At 49.7% G+C, this 18200-nt stretch carries 11 protein-coding genes; 3 read left to right on the forward strand and 8 right to left on the reverse strand.

What is annotated here, in order from left to right:
- Positions 1-53 precede the first annotated feature (53 nt).
- The 3 genes from JXR92_RS16890 to JXR92_RS16900 form a co-directional block, all read right to left on the reverse strand.
- Positions 54-785 carry a 6-phosphogluconolactonase gene (locus JXR92_RS16890; protein WP_057097540.1) on the reverse strand — a complete coding sequence of 244 codons (732 nt, stop codon included), beginning with the start codon at positions 783-785 and terminating at the stop codon, positions 54-56.
- Positions 786-807: 22 nt separating this feature from the next.
- Positions 808-1749 (reverse strand): ROK family protein, encoded by a 942-nt coding sequence (locus JXR92_RS16895; protein WP_138345812.1) that lies wholly within the window; start codon positions 1747-1749, stop codon positions 808-810.
- A gap of 130 nt (positions 1750-1879) precedes the next feature.
- Positions 1880-5812, reverse strand: a complete 3933-nt coding sequence (locus JXR92_RS16900) for a hybrid sensor histidine kinase/response regulator transcription factor (protein WP_138345810.1) — start codon at positions 5810-5812, stop codon at positions 1880-1882.
- A gap of 125 nt (positions 5813-5937) precedes the next feature.
- Here JXR92_RS16900 and JXR92_RS16905 point away from each other — a divergent pair, with 125 nt between their 5' ends.
- Entirely contained in the window at positions 5938-8907 is a 2970-nt protein-coding gene (locus JXR92_RS16905; RefSeq protein WP_138345807.1) for a PEP/pyruvate-binding domain-containing protein, read from the forward strand.
- 1 nt (position 8908) lies between these two features.
- On the opposite strand, the gene JXR92_RS16910 is transcribed toward JXR92_RS16905, so the two are convergent.
- Positions 8909-9976, reverse strand: a complete 1068-nt coding sequence (locus JXR92_RS16910) for a metallophosphoesterase (protein WP_171030446.1) — start codon at positions 9974-9976, stop codon at positions 8909-8911.
- Positions 9977-10046: 70 nt separating this feature from the next.
- Here JXR92_RS16910 and menA point away from each other — a divergent pair, with 70 nt between their 5' ends.
- Positions 10047-10958: a 1,4-dihydroxy-2-naphthoate octaprenyltransferase gene (gene menA / locus JXR92_RS16915; protein ID WP_005827044.1), complete on the forward strand. Its 912-nt coding sequence runs from the start codon at positions 10047-10049 to the stop codon at positions 10956-10958.
- A gap of 46 nt (positions 10959-11004) precedes the next feature.
- Here the strand turns inward: menA and rfbB are convergent, their stop codons facing one another.
- The 3 genes from rfbB to JXR92_RS16930 all read right to left on the reverse strand — a co-directional run bounded on the left by rfbB (position 11005) and on the right by JXR92_RS16930 (position 13966).
- Positions 11005-12147: a dTDP-glucose 4,6-dehydratase gene (gene rfbB, locus JXR92_RS16920; protein WP_138345803.1), complete on the reverse strand. Its 1143-nt coding sequence runs from the start codon at positions 12145-12147 to the stop codon at positions 11005-11007.
- Between the two features lie 87 nt (positions 12148-12234).
- On the reverse strand, positions 12235-13107 hold the full coding sequence (gene rfbA / locus JXR92_RS16925) for a glucose-1-phosphate thymidylyltransferase RfbA (protein ID WP_044467335.1): 873 nt from the start codon (positions 13105-13107) through the stop codon (positions 12235-12237).
- 364 nt (positions 13108-13471) lie between these two features.
- The gene (locus JXR92_RS16930; protein WP_005827049.1) at positions 13472-13966 is read right to left on the reverse strand and encodes a metallophosphoesterase family protein; all 495 of its coding nucleotides are present in this window, start codon (positions 13964-13966) and stop codon (positions 13472-13474) included.
- Positions 13967-14057: 91 nt separating this feature from the next.
- Here JXR92_RS16930 and JXR92_RS16935 point away from each other — a divergent pair, with 91 nt between their 5' ends.
- Complete coding sequence (locus tag JXR92_RS16935) at positions 14058-16118, forward strand: RNA degradosome polyphosphate kinase (protein WP_057281636.1); 2061 nt, start codon at positions 14058-14060, stop codon at positions 16116-16118.
- Between the two features lie 27 nt (positions 16119-16145).
- Here the strand turns inward: JXR92_RS16935 and JXR92_RS16940 are convergent, their stop codons facing one another.
- Positions 16146-18173 carry a glycoside hydrolase family 97 protein gene (locus tag JXR92_RS16940; protein WP_117600056.1) on the reverse strand — a complete coding sequence of 676 codons (2028 nt, stop codon included), beginning with the start codon at positions 18171-18173 and terminating at the stop codon, positions 16146-16148.
- Between the last annotated feature and the right edge of the window lie 27 nt (positions 18174-18200).

The raw sequence follows: 18200 nt of genomic DNA on the forward strand, positions 1-18200 counted from the left end.
AGTATTTTGATTATTAATTCAAATAATTAGTTATCAGTCGCCTGCAAGGCGACTTAGCAGTTAAGCATGCTTGCCGCCGCCTCATCCAGCAGAAATTCACAGTTGGGATGAAGCTGAAGGATGGAAGCAGGAACATCTGTTGTCACAGGCCCTTCAAGCATCCGCTTGACAATATCCGCTTTATTAGTCCCTTTGGCAACCAGTACAATCCGGCGTGCCTGCATAATGTTCTTTATTCCCAAAGTAGCCCCTCCCAACTCTTTATCGGGAGGAGTACCCGTTTCTCTACGGATGCGTTCTTCCAGTTCCACATTCATCCGGGTCACCCATGCTTCACCGCCAAAGGGAGATTCCGGCTGGTTGAACCCCAGGTGTCCATTCTCACCCAACCCTAAAATCAGCAAATCAATACCGCCACGGTTCGCAATTTTCTGCTGGAAATCCCTGCATGACTGTTCAAAATCACCAGAAATGGTAGGCAGCATCAAAAAATTCTCTTCCTTGATGCCCAATGTATCCATCAACTCCGTTTTCAGCATCGTGTAGCATGCTCCGGCATATTCGCGCGGCACATTCGTTACCTCATCCAATCCGAAGAAAGTAACGGTATCCACCTTAAACGGATATTTAGTATAGATTTCTCCCACCAACCGATGAAGATTGCCGGTAGTACGTCCCGTCGAAAGTCCTATCACACTCTCCGGTTCATTCAACATCTGCCCGATGATGCGCCATGCAGCCGTGCAGTCAAACTCCTTTTCATTCTTTGTTATTGTTATTTTCATATTCTTAATCATTAATTCCTAATCACATATTCATCGCCACCGCGCCGGCCCCCAGAAGCCCGATAAATCCGGGATTCAGTTTCGTAATGACAACCCCGTTGCTGACAAAACGCATGGTCGTAGGATGAAGTTTCTCCAGAATCTTCTCGTGCATATACCCGTCGGCCACAATGCCTCCACCCAACACCACCGTGTCCGGGTCAATCACACGTACCAGATTCATGATAAGATTGGCAAGCGCCTCAGCTGCATTCTCCACCAGCACCGTACAGAGAGGGTCACCTTTCTGACTAAGTGCAAACACCTCACTCACAATCACCCGTTCCCCTTTTTCAGCCGGAATATGCAGGCTGGTCTCATACTGGTTGCGGAGCAGATGGGCACAATTGTCAAAACCTATGCCGGCAGCAATCGCCTCCACACAGTCCATCCGTCCACAACCGCATTTAATGCCTATGTTCACACCTACACGCACGTGTCCCACTTCGCCGGCATTGAAATGGCTGCCACGGATTTGTCTCCCATTTATCACCGTACCCACGGCAATGCCTGTACCTACATTTACGTATATGAAGTTTTTGGAAATTTGTCCGAATCCCCAGACGCGTTCGGCTCTTGTAGCGCTCTTCACATCATTGTCTATATGGCAAGGCATGCCATATATATCCGACAGTTCCTTTGCCAACTCAATCCGCTGTGTCCTGCTCGGGTCAATCTGCAGCCAGACACCTTCGTTGGGATCTACACGCCCTATCAGCCCAACACCCATCGCTACCGGTTTCTGGTCATACCAGCCCACGGTACGGATATAATCATCGAGCGACGACTTGATGATTTCCAGCGCAGCCTGCTGATTAAAGTAACCGGAGTCATATTTCTTATACCTCAAAATGTTGCCACGGCTATCCATTTCGCCAATCAGCAACTTCGTGCCTCCTAAATCAAGACCTAAATACGTTTCCATTTTTTATATGCGTTTTTTAATATTGTTTACTGTCCACAATATTACGCACTATCAGGGAGACAAGGGTTTATTCTCTGACAAAAAAGGTTTAATACTTGTCAGCAGTGGTTCAAAAGCAGTCTTCATGGCTCTAAATTTTGCTGGGACTGGTACCAAACTGCTTTTTGAAGCATGTACTGAAATATTTCGGGTCAGAAAATCCGACCATATTCGCCACTTCCCCTATCGAATATTTCCGGGAAACCAGCAGCTCTTTTGCCTTGTTCAAACGGACAATGCGGATGAAGTCATTCGGTCCCTGCCCGGTCAGCGTCTTTATCTTATTGTAGACAGAAGTGCGGCTCATGCCCAGCATCCGGCAGAAGTCATTGATGGAGAATTCCGAATCGGACAACTCCTCCTCAATCACCTTCATAACCTTGTCCAGAAACTCCTTGTCCAACTGGCTGGTATAGTCTGTCTCTTCGGGCTGCGCATCCATCGCCAACACGGTTTCGCGCAAATGCTGCCTATTCTGAAGAATATTCCTAATACGCACTTTCAGCACAGACAAGTCGAAAGGCTTGATGATGTAGTCATTGGCACCGGCTTCCAGTCCGAAGATGATATTTTCCCTCTCACTCAGTGCGGTCAGTAATATAATAGGTATATGGCTTGTATCTACCGATGACTTCAGAATCCGGCACAATTCATCACCTTCCAGTACCGGCATCACAATGTCCGAGATAATAATATCAGGATTGATTTCCCTTGCCGTCTCCAATGCCTTTCCGCCGTCGGGCACGGCAACTACCTTATATTCGGAAGACAAGCTGTCCACCAGATACTCCCTCATATCCGCATCGTCCTCCGCCAGAAGAAGGACATTCTTCCCGGCACGTTCCGTTTCTTCATGCACAGCCCCGGTAGCGGCCTGAGCTTCTTCCTGGCCGTCAGCCTTCGCTTCCACCGCCACGCTCGCCTTTATCCTCTGCGGGAAAGTTACCGTAAACGTAGTTCCCTGTCCCTCCACGCTACTGAAAGAGATGGTGCCGTGATGCTGTTTCACAATGCGGCGCGTAATCATCAGACCGATACCCGAACCGGTTTCCTCAAAGTTCATGGCATTCTGGGCTCTATAATATTCGTGAAAAATATTGCCCTGCTCCTCTTTTGGAATGCCGATACCCGTATCCTTCACTTCAATAGTCCACTTCTTTCTTGCAGTCTTCACCAGTATGTGAATGACTCCCTTCTCTGTATACTTCAAGGCATTGGAGAGCAGATTGTCTATGATATGATCCATCTTTTCCCGGTCAATCCAAACCTTGGGCATATCCGGCTCCACCTCCAACTCTATCCCGACGCTCTTCTGCATGGCGGCTAAGTGAAACTCCGCCATTTTTTCCTCCAGATAAGCCTTAATGTCGTATGGAGAAACCTTCAGACACTCCTCGGCATGCAGTTCCGTTTTCTGCAACTCAAGCAGTTGAGTAATCATTCCCATCAGTTTTTCCACATTCTTCATTGCCACCGCAACGGTTTTCTTACCCTGCTCCGGAAGTCCCTCCTGCGCTTCGAGCTCGCTCAGCGGAGCCTTTATTAAAGTAACCGGTGTACGGATATCATGGGCTATACTGATAAAGGAACGTATCTTGTCCCTTATACGCCCTTCGTTCACCTTATGCCTCCTATACTGCACAAATATGTAGACAAAGACAGACAACAAGATGAAATAGATGAACAGCGCCCACCACGAAACCCAGTAAGGGTTATGAATGACAATGTCCAGACTTCTTTCTCCCACCTGCTGCCCGGTGTATTTATCAAATGCCCGCAAGCGGAATACATACTTACCGGACGAGAGATTCATATAGCTCACGTTCCGCACTGAATTGGAGTGTTCCCACTCTTCATTGTAATTTTCGAGCCTATACTCATACCTAATACGATGCGGGACTGCAAAGTTGATGGCAGAGAAGGAAATTGAGAAGGAGTTTTGATTATACTTCAAATCTATTTTCCGGGTATCATTGATATTCGTTTGCAAAAGAGAGCCTTTCATTCCCGCTTTGACTGATTCATAAAGCAGTTTAAAGTCTGTCAGAATCAGCTCAACGGGTGCATGAGTCCCCAAGTTCAAAGACGGAAGGAAGGAAAGAACCCCTTCTGCGGTACCGAAAGCAAGACATCCATTCTTCAACTTAAGGGCAGCATTCGGGTTGTAATATCCCCAGCTGACATCCAAAAAATCATTGGCACTGATGATAATATCCCGGGAACAATCCAAGCAATACAATTCCTTCTCCGTACTGAACCAGATACGCCCTTCGTTATCCTCCAGCAGACTATTGATGGAATTGGAAACCAGATTGTCATCTACGGTATAGGCATGCACCTCTTTCCCATCCGGACCAACACGTATAAGGCCTTCCCCGTCTGTAGCCAGCCAGGTATCGCCGGATGAGGACTGCATCAGGCAACGGACAGGATAATGCAGAGAGATGTCTCCAAACGTCTGATGCCACTGCGTGTCTCCCGACTTCTTATCAAAGACGGCCAACCCGCTGCAACCGGCAATCAGTAATGAGCCCCCCTTACCCGGCTTTATGTCACCTATGCAATCAATCGGGTAATATGTATAAGTATCCGTCCGTATATCGTAACGGGTAAACTCTCCTTCAATACCACCGAACCAGACATAATCCCCTTCCGCATAAATGGCATAAACATAGTCGGTGGCCATTCCCTTCTCCGGATGTGCATTTCTTTTCTCTTTCTTCTGTACCCGTCCGGTCTGTTTATGAATACAATAGACACCGATACCATAGCCACCTACCCAGATGTTTCCCCCGGAGTCTTCGGCAAGCGCCAATACCACTTTGCCACTATATTCCGTACCGTCCAGATAGTGAGTCCATTTGCGTGACCGAGGTTGATAGAGGCTGACGCCGTTGTTTGTACCATACCAATAATCTCCCTCCGAGTCCTGAAACATCACATTTACATGGTCCGACTTCAGGGAATTATCATTATTGCGTTCGTGCCTGATTCTATAGACATCCGGCATCTCCGGATCCAGATAGCTGATGCCATTCGTAGAAGTGCCAATCCATACAACTCCGGATTCATCCACACAAATATCGGATACCGTATTACCACTCAAGCTTTTGTCATCATCCCCGTTATTCATATAATGGTTCAAAAGTTCTCCGGTAGCGACATCCATGCAAAAAACACCTGCACCGTCGGCTCCCACCAGCAGCAAATTATCCTTTGTCCTTGCAAACGAACGGATAGGTACATGAGGAATCCGGTCATTCAAGGAATGTATTTGCCCTTCGGGACCGTCAAGCACAAATACGCCGTTTGAAAAGGTACCGATGAACAGCTTCGCTCCGAAGACATAGAGCGATTCCACATGCATCTCTGTATGCAGGTCAACCGGCCTCGTCTCAAAAGACGAAGAACCTGCCGCTCCTGCCTTCGTCAGCCGGAAGACACCCTTGTCGGTGCCTGCAAAAAACACTTCATCTTCCATTTGGACTATGCAACGGACAGATTGCCCCTTCAATCCGGCAAAAGACAGCCCTGCACTTTCTTCCCAAGAATAAAGCCCCTTCGACATACACAACCACAAACGGTTTTCGTCATCAAACAGCATATTATACAATACCGGAGAAGGCAGGTAATCGGCCAAGTCCACACGCAATTGGAAAGAGTCCGTCAGTTTGTTGTATGCATAGATTTTTCCATTCTTCAATGCAACCCAGACAATACCCTCCTTATCACACATCATGGTAGTGGAAGACTGGATATTGTCCCTGGAATCAACCATTCCGTCCAACTTGTAATGCTTGATTTCATTCCCGTCATAACGATCTATCCCGACATGAGTATACACCCAGACAAATCCGGCTGAATCCTTGTTTATCTGGAATACTTGCCGACTGCCCAATCCCTCCTTGATACCCAAGGTGCGGAATGAACCGGCAAACAAGTCAGCGGACAAAAAAACGAACACCCATAACAGCAAAAATGTACATGCAACGGATTTATATGGAAACGGATATGGAGCAGACATAGGTCATATATTGTTTTTCGGATGCAATATTACGCATAAATATAAAAAAAACGGTCGAAAAACTATCCGAATAGGTTCGATTTCTATTACTTTTGCCTTCCGAAACCAACAAATCATGAGAAGCCATGCTCAGTAAGTTCAAATTAAACCAGCTCTATTTCAAGGACACACAGTTTGCCAACCTCATGACACGGCGCATTTTCAACGTCCTTCTGATAGCCAATCCTTACGATGCTTTCATGCTGGAAGATGACGGCCGCATCGACGAAAAGATATTCAATGAATACACTTCGCTCTCCTTGCGCTACCCTCCCCGTTTCACGCAGGTTTCCACTTGCGAGGAGGCGCTGACACAGCTGTCCTCCATCTCTTTCGACCTCATCATCTGCATGCCGGGCACGGGAGACAACGACAGCTTCGACGTGGCACGATACATCAAAAACCTGTATGAACAGATTCCGATGGTGATACTTACCCCTTTCAGCCACGGCATCACCAAGCGTATTGCCAATGAAGACCTCAGTCCCTTTGAGTATGTGTTCTGCTGGCTGGGAAACACCGACTTGCTGGTTTCCATCATCAAGCTGATAGAGGACAAGATGAACCTGGAGCACGACGTCAACGAAGTGGGTGTGCAGCTCATCCTGCTGGTGGAAGACGGCATCCGCTTTTACTCCTCCATCCTGCCCAATCTGTATAAATTCGTATTGAAGCAGAGCCAGGAATTCTCTACCGAAGCACTGAATGCCCATCAGCGCACACTGCGCATGAGGGGACGTCCCAAAATTGTACTGGCACGTACCTATGAAGAAGCCTTTGGCATCTACCAAAAATATAAGAATAATATATTAGGTGTCATCACCGACGTACGCTTCCCCCGCGTAGAACGGGGCGAGAAGGACGGACTGGCCGGTATCAAGCTCTGTGCCGCCATCCGCAAGGAAGACCCGTTTGTACCCCTTATCATACAGTCCAGCGAATCGGACAACGTAGCGTATGCAGCCAAATACGATGCCGCCTTCATCGACAAGAATTCCAAAAAGATGGATGTGGACCTGCGCCGTATTGTATCAGACAATTTCGGCTTCGGCGACTTTATCTTCCGCAACCCGGACACGCTGGAAGAGATTGCCCGCGTAAAGAATCTCAAAGAGCTGCAGAACATTCTTTTTGCTGTTCCGGCAGAATCATTCCTTTACCACATCAGCCGCAACCACGTCAGCCGCTGGCTCTACTCGCGTGCCATGTTTCCCGTGGCAGAGTTTCTGCGGCCCATCACCTGGAATAGCTTGCAAGACGTGGATGCCCACCGTAAAATTATCTTCGAGGCTATCGTGAAATACCGCAAGATGAAAAACCAAGGAGTGGTGGCAGTCTTCAAGCGCGACCGCTTCGACCGCTATTCCAACTTTGCCCGCATCGGCGACGGTTCGCTGGGAGGCAAGGGGCGCGGACTTGCTTTCATCGACAACCTGGTGAAGCATCACCCCGAGTTCGAAGAGTTTGAGAATGCCCGTGTTGCCATCCCCAAGACCATCGTGCTCTGTACCGATGTGTTCGACGAGTTTATGGATACCAACAATCTGTATCAGATAGCCTTGTCCGATGCCGATGATGACGTCATCCTGCGCTACTTCCTCAAAGCCAAGCTGCCCGACCGTCTGGTGGAAGACTTCTTCACCTTCTTCGACGTGGTGAAGTCGCCGCTTGCCATCCGTTCGTCTTCATTGCTGGAAGACTCGCACTACCAGCCCTTCGCCGGTATCTACAACACCTATATGATTCCCTATCTGGACGACAAGTACGAGATGCTGCGCATGCTGAGCGATGCCATCAAGGGAGTATATGCTTCGGTCTACTTCCGCGACTCGAAGGCATACATGCAGGCAACGAGCAACGTTATCGACCAGGAAAAGATGGCTGTCATCCTGCAAGAGGTGGTAGGCAACCAGTATGGCGACCGCTATTACCCCAGCATGTCCGGCGTGGCACGTTCGCTCAACTACTACCCCATCGGCGACGAGAAGGCGGAAGAAGGTATCGTCAATCTGGCACTCGGCTTGGGCAAATATATTGTGGACGGCGGCATGACGCTCCGCTTCTCGCCCTATCACCCCAACCAGGTGCTGCAAACCAGCGAAATGGAGATTGCCCTCAAAGAGACTCAGACCCGCTTCTATGCCCTCGACCTGCGCAATGCCGGTCACGACTTCTCCATCGACGACGGCTTCAACCTGCTGAAACTGCACGTCAAAGAAGCGGAAAAGGACGGAGCACTGAACTACATAGCCTCCACCTACGACCCTTACGACCAGATTATCCGCGACGGGCTTTATCCCGGTGGACGCAAAGTCATCACCTTTGCCAACATCCTGCAACACGACGTATTCCCCCTGCCACGCATCCTGCAACTGGCTTTGAAATACGGAGAGCAGGAGATGCGCCGTCCCGTAGAGATAGAGTTTGCCGCCACCATGAGCCGTGAGAAGGACAAAACCGGCACCTTCTACCTGCTGCAAATCCGCCCGATAGTCGACACCAAGGAGATGCTGGATGAAGACCTTACCGCCATTCCGGACGACCAGGTACTGCTCCGTTCCAACAACTCATTGGGACATGGCATCATGAACGAGATACATGACATTATCTATGTGAAGACAGACGACTATAGTGCCTCCCACAACCAGGAGATTGCCTGGGAGATAGAGAAGCTGAACCAGCAGTTCCTGGACGAAGGCCGCAACTATGTCCTTGTAGGTCCCGGACGCTGGGGTAGCAGTGACACCTGGCTCGGCATCCCCGTGAAGTGGCCGCACATCAGCGCTGCCCGCGTGATAGTGGAAGCCGGACTGACCAACTACCGGGTAGACCCCAGCCAGGGAACCCACTTCTTCCAGAACCTGACCTCCTTTGGAGTGGGATACTTTACCATCAACGCCTTTATGAATGACGGCGTATACAACCAGGAATTCCTGAATGCACAGCCTGCCGTACACGAGACGAAGTACCTGCGGCATGTACATTTCCGCCAGCCAATGGTGGTAAAGATGGATGGCAAGAAGAAACTGGGAGTGGTGCTGATGCCCGAAGAATAAATCAGTCTGTCAGCCGGTGCAGCACAATCATCACCACCTCTGCGGGGGCAAACATGCGGATGGCCTTCTGCGAAGTGCCGATGCCGTTGGTGACAATCATCGGGATATTTTTTGAGTTGTACTTCAGCCCGGAGAGGAACCGCTGCCCGTAGTGCGAGGGGACTATCGGTGCATAAAGCCCGAACAGCGTCACCTGCCCGCCATGCGTGTGTCCGGCCAGGATGAGGTCGGAGTTTGTCACCGGGACGTCCTCGGCATAGTCCGGCGTATGCGTCAGCAGGATTACGAAATCGTCGGGCGAAAGGCCGAGTGTGGGCGATATGCCGTTCTTGCCCAAGTCGAAAGGATTGCGCACGCCCGCCACAAGAATCCGCCCGCCGCCACGCCGCAGGGTGTCCACCTTATGCTCCAGCAGATGCATGCCATAATGCCTCATTTCACGCACGATGTCGTCATAGCAAGCCTCGTAGTCATTGTTGCCAAGCACGGCATAGGTACCCAACGGCGTCTTCACTTGCGCCAGGGCAGCCATGACGGGCGGCACGTACTGGCAGCCTTCGTGAAAGTCGCCGCCAATCAGTAGCACGTCGGCTTTCTGGTCTATGAGCAAGCGGACCAGGTCCTTCAATCCCTCCTCCTTCAGCAGGCTTTTGTAGTGCAGGTCGGAGACAAAGGCGATGCGGAAGCCCTCGAAGGCGGCAGGCACGTCGCGATGCGTGAAGTCGTACGTCTTAATGCGGCTGACGCCCTTATAGGCCGAGCCTACGTGGGTGGTTTTCGATGTGATTCTTGTACCTCGCTGCACAATTACCTTTTGTACCGGTGCCGTTTTCTTTATCTGCTGTTTCTTTACCCTGCCCTTCGCCGGCTGGCGGCGGACATTACGCAAATCAGACTGGTCAAAGGTGAACATCGGCGAAAGGCGGGCAGGCAACCCGATAGTATCGCCAAGCTGCGCGCTGTCTGCCTGCATGATTGGCTGCGGCAACGACACGGTAATCACCCGCTTGGAACGGCAGGAAGACAAGAGCAGCAGAGAAAGAATGGATATGTAGACTAACTTCTTCATCATAAGTGGGTGCAAATATAGGGATTTTCAGTATTTTTGCTGGCAGATGCCGAACTAAATTGGAACTACGATGAACGAGATTAAACAGAATTCACCCTACGCATGGTTTCTCGCCGCCCGCCCCAAGACGTTGACGGGAGCCATCATCCCGGTATTGCTGGGCAGTGCCCTTGCCTTCAGCGACGGACAGTTCAAGACCGCACCCGCCCTGCTGTGCGCCCTCTTTGCCTGCGGCATGCAGATTGCCGCCAACTTTATCAACGACCTCTTCGACTTCCAGAAAGGGACCGACCGTCGGGAAGACCGGCTGGGGCCGCAGCGCGCCTGCGCCGAAGGTTGGATTACGCCGGCAGCCATGAAAACCGGCATCGGCATCGCACTGACACTGTCGTGCCTGGCAGGGCTGGCAGTGCTGTTCACCGTCTGGGGGCAGCTGCCCCACGGAGGCTGGGAACTGGTGGTGCTGGGCGTGGTGTGCATACTGTTTGCTTTCCTCTATACCACGCTGCTCTCCTATCGGGGCTGGGGCGACGTACTGGTGCTGGTGTTCTTCGGCTTCGTGCCCGTATGCGGCACCTACTACGTGCAGGCCTATACGCTGAATATGGATGTGGTGGTGCTGTCGCTCGTCAGTGGCCTCGCCATAGACACCTTGCTGATGGTGAACAACTATCGCGACCGCGAGCAGGATGCCGTGAGCGGCAAGTGTACGCTGGTGGTACGCTACGGCAAGAAGTTCGGTGAGAATATGTATCTGGCACTGGGCATCGCCGCCGTGCTGCTCTGCTTCTGGTTTGTCTACACGGGCAAGCTGACTCCACTGGAATTTATCTGGGCTCCCTGCGTCTATCTCTATATGCACGCACTGACGTGGCGTAAAATGATACAGATAGGTAGCGGTAAAAAGCTGAACAGCATACTGGGCGAGACGTCGCGCAATATGCTGTTCTTAGGATTACTGTTAGCGGTAGCGCTGAATTGAGAGGTTAGAGGTTAAGGATTAGCGGTTAGACCCTAATCCCTAAACCTTAACCTCTACCTCCATACATCTGTTCGTAATACTTCTGATAATCACCGCTGGTCACTTCTTCCACCCACGGCTGGTTGTTCAGGTACCATTCAATGGTCTTGACGATGCCGACCTCGAACTTCGTCTCCGGATACCAGCCCAGGGCATTGGTAATCTTTGTGGGGTCGATGGCATAACGCTGGTCGTGACCTAGGCGGTCTTTGACGAAGGTGATAAGGTCTTCGTTTATCCAGCTGATGTCAATCGTGCCGTCGGCGGCTTTTACTTGTTTCTTCAGCACTGCACGGTAACGGGGTTCTTCCTCCATCAAGCGGCGGACGGTGGCAATAGTCAGCTTCACGATTTCAAGATTGGTCTTTTCGTTGTGACCGCCTACGTTGTAGACTTCGCCTTCCACACCCTCGCGGACAACCAGGTCGATAGCTTTGCAGTGGTCTTCCACGTAGAGCCAGTCACGCACGTTGCTGCCGTCGCCATAGACGGGGAGGTTCTTGCCTTCGAGAATATTCTTGATGATAAGCGGAATCAGCTTTTCGGGGAAGTGATAAGGACCGTAGTTGTTGGAACAGCGGGTGATAGTGACGGGCATCTTATAGGTATCGTGATAGGCCATCACTACCATATCGGCACTCGTCTTGCTGGCGCTGTAAGGGCTGTGCGGGCAGAGCGGGGTTTGCTCCGTGAAGTAGCCTTCGGCACCAAGTGAGCCGTAAACTTCGTCGGTAGACACTTGATGGTAACGAACGCCTTTGCGCCAAGTGGGATAACCGGACTCGTCCTTACCCGTGACCCAGGTACGGCGGGCGGCATCGAGCAGGTTTTGTGTACCCAGGATGTTGGTCATCAGGAAAAGCTGGGGATTCTCTATGCTACGGTCTACGTGGCTCTCGGCAGCAAAATTCACTACGTAATCGAATTTATACTTGGCAAACAGTTCGTCGGCAAGCACGCGGTCGCAGATGTCACCTTTTACAAAAAAGCAACGTTCATCGTCAATGTCATTGGCAATGGTGCCCAGATTGCCTGCGTAGGTCAAGGCATCCAGTATCACCACTTTAATATCATTATGTTTTGCCAGGATGTATTTAATATAGTTGGCGCCGATAAAACCGGCGGCACCGGTTACGAGATAAGTCTTCATGAGAATTAAAAATTATAAATTAAAAATTAAAGTCAGCGGGCCTTTATAGGAGAACTATTCTCCTTCTCTTTTTGGGGAACAAAGAGTTCATCGCTTCGATTCAGCCAGTTCCATCAGGTATTTGCCATATTCGGTCTTGCCAAGCTGTTCACCCAAGCGATACAGGCGGTCTACATCTATCCAGCCCTTGCGCCAGGCAATCTCTTCGATACAGCTCACGCGGAAGCCTTGACGGTTCTGGATGGTGGCGACAAAATTGCTGGCTTCCAGCAGGCTGTCGCAGTTGCCGGTGTCGAGCCAGGCAAAACCGCGACCGAAAAGCTCCACTTTCAGCGTGCCCTCGTCCAGATAGAGACGGTTGAGGTCGGTAATTTCGTATTCGCCGCGGGCAGAGGGCTTCAAGGAGGCAGCTTTCTCTGTCACGGTGGAGTCGTAGAAGTACAGTCCGGGGACGGCATAGTTGCTTTTAGGGTTGGCAGGCTTTTCTTCCAGCGAGACGGCTTTGCCGTTGGCATCAAACTCCACTACACCGTAGGCACGGGGGTCCTTGACGTAATAACCGAAGATGCAGGCACCCTTGTCTATGGAAGCGGCACGCTTCAGCATGGCGGAGAAGCCTTGACCGTAGAACATGTTGTCGCCCAGGATGAGGCAGCCCGGTCCGCCGTCCAAGAACTCTGCACCCAGCACAAAGGCTTGTGCCAATCCGTTGGGATTCTCTTGTATCTTATAGGAAAAGGACATGCCGAGTTCTTCGCCGGTTCCCAGCAGTTCGCGGAACATGGGTAAGTCACGTGGAGTAGAGATAATAAGCACTTCGCGAATTCCCGCCAACATCAGTGTAGAGAGCGGGTAGTATATCATCGGCTTGTCGTAGACGGGCATTATCTGCTTGGAGATAGCCTTGGACAACGGATAGAGACGAGTGGCACTGCCACCTGCAAGAATAATTCCTTTCATATTTCAGTTCTTTTTCGGTGATACTTCAAAATGGAGAATAAAATAAGAAGGAGGACGATGCCCCACGGCTCTACTTGCTATTCGGGCACAAAGATAATGGAAAAATTCGATTAAGTGAAGGCTTGGTTTCATCTTTTTACTTCATTGCTTTGCTTACTCCGGTACATTGTTTTGCTTACTTCAGTGCGCAACGGCCGTCACCCCTTGATGAAACGGTCTTTACCTCAGCGTGTAACGACCTTTACCAAATAGTGTAACGGCCTTTACCCAATAGCGTAACGACCTTTACATTAGCATGTAACGGCTTTTACACTATAGCGTAAACAATCGGTAAATACAATCCATTGAAAATAAACAAACTACATCATCGGTCAGCAAGTTCTATCACCTCCAAATCTTTAAACGTTCCCCCATCAACCGCAAAGCGTACCATCGTACGCACCTTATGGAAACCTTGAATGCCCGCAGCGCCCGGATTGATGTGGAGTACATCCAACGTCTTGTCATACTTCACCTTCAGTATATGCGAGTGCCCGCTGATGAACAGCTTTGGGGGACGCACCAGAATGCTGCCCTTGATGGAAGGGTCGTAGTTGCCGGGATAACCGCCGATATGCTTCATCAGCACCTCCGCCCCATCCACCGTGAAACGGAGAATCTGCGGATAGAGCTGCCGTATCTCCTGCCCGTCAATATTGCCATACACGGCACGGAAGGGACGGAAAGCCGCCAGCTTCTGTGCCACTTCCAGCGAACCGATGTCACCGGCATGCCATATTTCGTCACAGCCCTCAAAATATTGCAGGTACTTTTCATCCCAGTAGCCATGCGTATCCGATAATAAACCAACTTTTGTCATCTTTCCTTTGTTTATTAAGACAAAGGTAATTATATTTGGGAAGAATACAATGTGGTAATGTGCTAATATGCCACATTAACACCTTAACACCATGGACAACAGATATTTCAAACGTGACATCAGCTGGCTTTCCTTCAACTACCGCGTACTGCTGGAAGCGGAAGACGAGACATTGCCGCTATACGAACGCATCAACTTTATTTCTATATACTCTTCCAATCTGGAAGAATTCTACAAGATACGCGTAGCCGACCATAAGGCCATAGCCACCGGAGCCTCGCAAAGCGATGAAGAGACTATGCAGTCTGCCGCCGAACTGGTAGATGAAATCAACCAAGAAGTCAATCGCCAACTGGAGGAACGTATCCGCATCTACGAACAGAAGATACTGCCCGCCCTGCGGAAACATCACATCATATTTTATCAAAGCCGCAACGTAGAACCGTTTCACCGCGACTTTGTGCGCAGCTTCTTCCGCGAAGAGATATTCCCCTATCTGGCCCCGGTGCCCGTAAGCAAGGACAAGGTGATTTCATTCCTGCGCGACAACCGTCTCTATCTAGCCGTACGGCTTCATCTGAAAGGAGCTCCCGCCAGTTCTCCAAACCGCATCCAGTATTTCGTGATGAAACTGCCGTACAGCAAAGTGCCGCGCTTCATCCAGCTGCCCAAGGTGGGGAAAGACTATTATCTGATGTTCATTGAAGACATCATCAAGGCCAATCTGGATACCATCTTCCCCGGTTATGAAGTGGACAGCAGTTATTGCATCAAGATTTCACGCGATGCGGATATTCTGATAGACGATGCCGCCAATACCTCCGAAATCATCGAGCAGGTGAAGAAGAAGGTAAAGAAACGCAAGATAGGCGCCGTGTGCCGTTTTGTATACGACCGCGCCATGCCCCAGGACTTCCTCGACTTTCTGGTAGATGCCTACCGCATAGACCGCCGGGAGCTGGTGCCGGGAGACAAGCACCTCAACATGGAGGATTTGCGGCATCTGCCTAATCCCAACCAAAGCGTACGTCCCATCAAGAAACCCCAGCCCATGAAGCTGACCTGCCTGGACGAACGCGAATCCATCTTCCGCTATGTGGAGAAGAAGGACCTGCTGCTGCATTATCCCTACCACTCCTTCGACCACTTCATCCATTTTCTATATGAAGCCGTCCACGAACCCACCGTGCGTGAAATCATGGTGACCCAGTATCGCGTGGCAGAGAACTCCACCGTCATCAACACCCTAATAGCCGCCGCACAGAACGGAAAGAAAGTCACCGTCTTTGTGGAACTGAAAGCCCGCTTCGACGAAGAAAACAACCTCGCCACCGCCGAGATGATGAAAGCCGCCGGCATCAACATCATTTTCAGCATACCAGGACTAAAGGTACATGCCAAAGTAGCCCTCGTGCTACGCCGCGACAAGGAAGGGCGCAAACTGACAAGCTACGCCTACATCAGCACCGGCAACTTCAACGAAAAGACCGCCACCCTCTATGCGGACAGCGGACTATTCACCTGCAACCCGGTGATTGTAAACGACCTGCACAACTTGTTCCGTACTCTGCAGGGAAAGGAAAATCCAGTGTTCCACCGCCTGCTTGTGGCCCGCTTCAACCTGATTCCTGAACTGAACCGCCTCATCAATCACGAAATAGAACTGACCCGGCAAGGCAAGCAAGGACGGATTATCCTAAAAATGAATGCCCTGCAAGACCCCGCCATGATAGACCGCCTCTACGAAGCCTCGCAAGCCGGTGTAGAGATAGACCTCATTGTCCGCGGCATCTGCTGCCTCATCCCCGGGCAGGAGTACAGCCACAACATCCGCGTGACACGCATCGTGGATACCTTTCTGGAACATGCCCGTGTGTGGTACTTCGGCAACGGCGGCGCACCCAAGCTCTTCCTCGGCTCGCCGGACTGGATGCGGCGTAACTTGTACCGCCGTATCGAAGCCGTCACCCCCATTCTGGACCCGGACTTGAAGCAAGAGCTCATCGATATGCTATCCATACAACTGTCGGACAAACGGAAAGCCTGCTTTGTGGACGACCGGTTGCGAAACCGCTGGAAGTCGTCGCGACCGCAAAAGGAGAAGGTACGGTCGCAATATAGCTTTTACGAATACTTGAGAGAGAAAATATAAACAACTCTGCCCCAATATACCTCCGGCTCAACTGTCTTTTATAGGACACAGACGTACGGCAGTTCCTCCACTACGTGCTTGCCGAATGGTGAGGGTATCACTATAAGTCACTTCGCGCTCTTCTATAAGTATAGCAGCAGGACATGTCTCATAATCGGCCTCAGGAGCATCACGATAAATAGTAGCCAGATATCTTTTATCTGTATCGAGAAAAGACAGACTGATATTAGCCGTTCGTTCCTCATCTCCCGTGATACTACCTATATACCAGTATCCCTCTCCTTTATCACAACGGGCAATAGTAACATAACTGCCAATGCATGCTTCCGGCACCACTGTTCTGCTCCAATCTGTAGGACAAGATACTATAAAATTAAAAGGTTCCGGATTAGCCTCGTAATTCTCTATTTCATCCGAAGCCATTTGTAACGGTGAATAGAGCACCACAAACAGCGCCAATTGTTTGGCCAGTGTGGTATGTACACGTGTCTGTGGCATTACATCGTTAACAAACCGAAACGTCACCGGTGTAAAGTCCATCGGGCCTGCCAACCCACGAGTGAAAGGCAATATTACGGTATGAGAGGGAGGATTTCCACCATCTACATCCCAAGCGTCCCATTCTTGTCCACGTACTCCCTCTTGTGTCATCAGATTAGGAAAAGTACGCTGCAAACCTGTAGGAATCACCGGTTCATGATTATCAATACAGATACGGTGACGGGCAGCAGCCTCTATTACCTTGCGATAATGAAGTACACCAAACTGACTGCTATGATATTCTTTCCCATCAAGCAAATCGCCCACATAACCCGTTTTTACTTGATGCACACCATATTTCTCATAGAACTTGAAACCATCTTCCATCTGATTTTCATAATTGGAAACATTACCGCCAGTTTCATGATGTCCTATCAAAGCTACTCCTTTGCTACGCCCATAATCAGTAATACGTTGTATATCAAAATCGGTATAAGGTTTTGTGAAACTAAACTTCCAAGTAGCCCAGTCTTCATTCCACCCTTCCACCAGTACACCTCCCAGGTTATTGGCAGCAGCAAAATCGATGTGACGCATTGTATTCTCTGTTGTGGCCCCATGATGGGGACCGGCATGCCAGGTGTTATGCTTCATGTGATAAGTCCACCAAATTCCAATATAGCGCATAGGTTGTATCCAGGAAGTATCGGTTATACGACAAGGTTCATTAAGATTTAACATGAGACGGGAAAGAAGCAAATCACCGGCAGATTCAGCCACTATCATTGTACGCCAAGGAGATACACGGGTATCGGTAACACGTACTTTCTCACCTGTACTCCAAGGTGTAAGAGCCGCACGTAATGTAACCGTTTTATTATCTTCAACTTGTTCAACCGGCTTCAAGTTCATGGCAGCATAATCTGTAAGATTTGCTTCATGAATAGCCAAATAAAGGCTATCTGTTGTCTCAATCGTCACCGGAGTGCTTACCCATCCCATCTTACTAAGAGTTTTTTTCTCAAATAAGGCCTCGTAAAAACGAACTCCTTTCACTGGAATACTCCAAGCATCATAATCTGCAGGAAAAACGAATTCAGTCACTTCGTCATCAATAAGAAACTCTTGTAGCTGTTGCTGGCGCGGGAACTCATACCGGAATCCCATCCCATCATCAAAAAGACGAAAAATAATATTCAGTTCCCGCTCCAACGATGTTTCTTCCTTGAGGCATACCCTCAATTCATTATAATGATTTACAATTTCAGCCTCTTCCCCCCATACTGGTTGCCACACATCATTATGCGAATCATGCTTAACCTCTTTTAGAACGAAACCAGTCAAAAGATCTGGCGCATCCTTCAAAACCAATCCCAGACGTGAAGGAAGTAAAATATTCTTCCCCGCATGTCTTAAACAATATCGGGGAGCACCTTCTTCATCAAGTGTAAACTCTAAAGAAAGTTTTCCATTTGGAGAGGTCAACTTGATATGTTCCTGCTGGCATGAAATCATCCATAGGCCTAAACATAAAGCAAGTATAATCTGTAGCGTTTTTTTTAGTTTCATAGTCATTACCGAATTTAATTTTATATATCCAAT

Origin of the sequence: Bacteroides parvus (assembly GCF_017309675.2) — a bacterium.
In the GTDB taxonomy this organism is placed as follows: Bacteria; Bacteroidota; Bacteroidia; order Bacteroidales; family Bacteroidaceae; genus Bacteroides; species Bacteroides uniformis.

Coding starts and splice junctions, on each gene's coding strand:
- JXR92_RS16910 (WP_171030446.1), bottom strand. CDS start 9,976: ATGAAGAAGTTAGTCTACATATCCATTCTTTCTCTGCTGCTCTTGTCT.
- rfbB (WP_138345803.1), bottom strand. CDS start 12,147: ATGAAGACTTATCTCGTAACCGGTGCCGCCGGTTTTATCGGCGCCAAC.
- rfbA (WP_044467335.1), bottom strand. CDS start 13,107: ATGAAAGGAATTATTCTTGCAGGTGGCAGTGCCACTCGTCTCTATCCG.
- JXR92_RS16930 (WP_005827049.1), bottom strand. CDS start 13,966: ATGACAAAAGTTGGTTTATTATCGGATACGCATGGCTACTGGGATGAA.
- JXR92_RS16905 (WP_138345807.1), top strand. CDS start 5,938: ATGCTCAGTAAGTTCAAATTAAACCAGCTCTATTTCAAGGACACACAG.
- JXR92_RS16940 (WP_117600056.1), bottom strand. CDS start 18,173: ATGACTATGAAACTAAAAAAAACGCTACAGATTATACTTGCTTTATGT.
- JXR92_RS16895 (WP_138345812.1), bottom strand. CDS start 1,749: ATGGAAACGTATTTAGGTCTTGATTTAGGAGGCACGAAGTTGCTGATT.
- JXR92_RS16900 (WP_138345810.1), bottom strand. CDS start 5,812: ATGTCTGCTCCATATCCGTTTCCATATAAATCCGTTGCATGTACATTT.
- JXR92_RS16890 (WP_057097540.1), bottom strand. CDS start 785: ATGAAAATAACAATAACAAAGAATGAAAAGGAGTTTGACTGCACGGCT.
- JXR92_RS16935 (WP_057281636.1), top strand. CDS start 14,058: ATGGACAACAGATATTTCAAACGTGACATCAGCTGGCTTTCCTTCAAC.
- menA (WP_005827044.1), top strand. CDS start 10,047: ATGAACGAGATTAAACAGAATTCACCCTACGCATGGTTTCTCGCCGCC.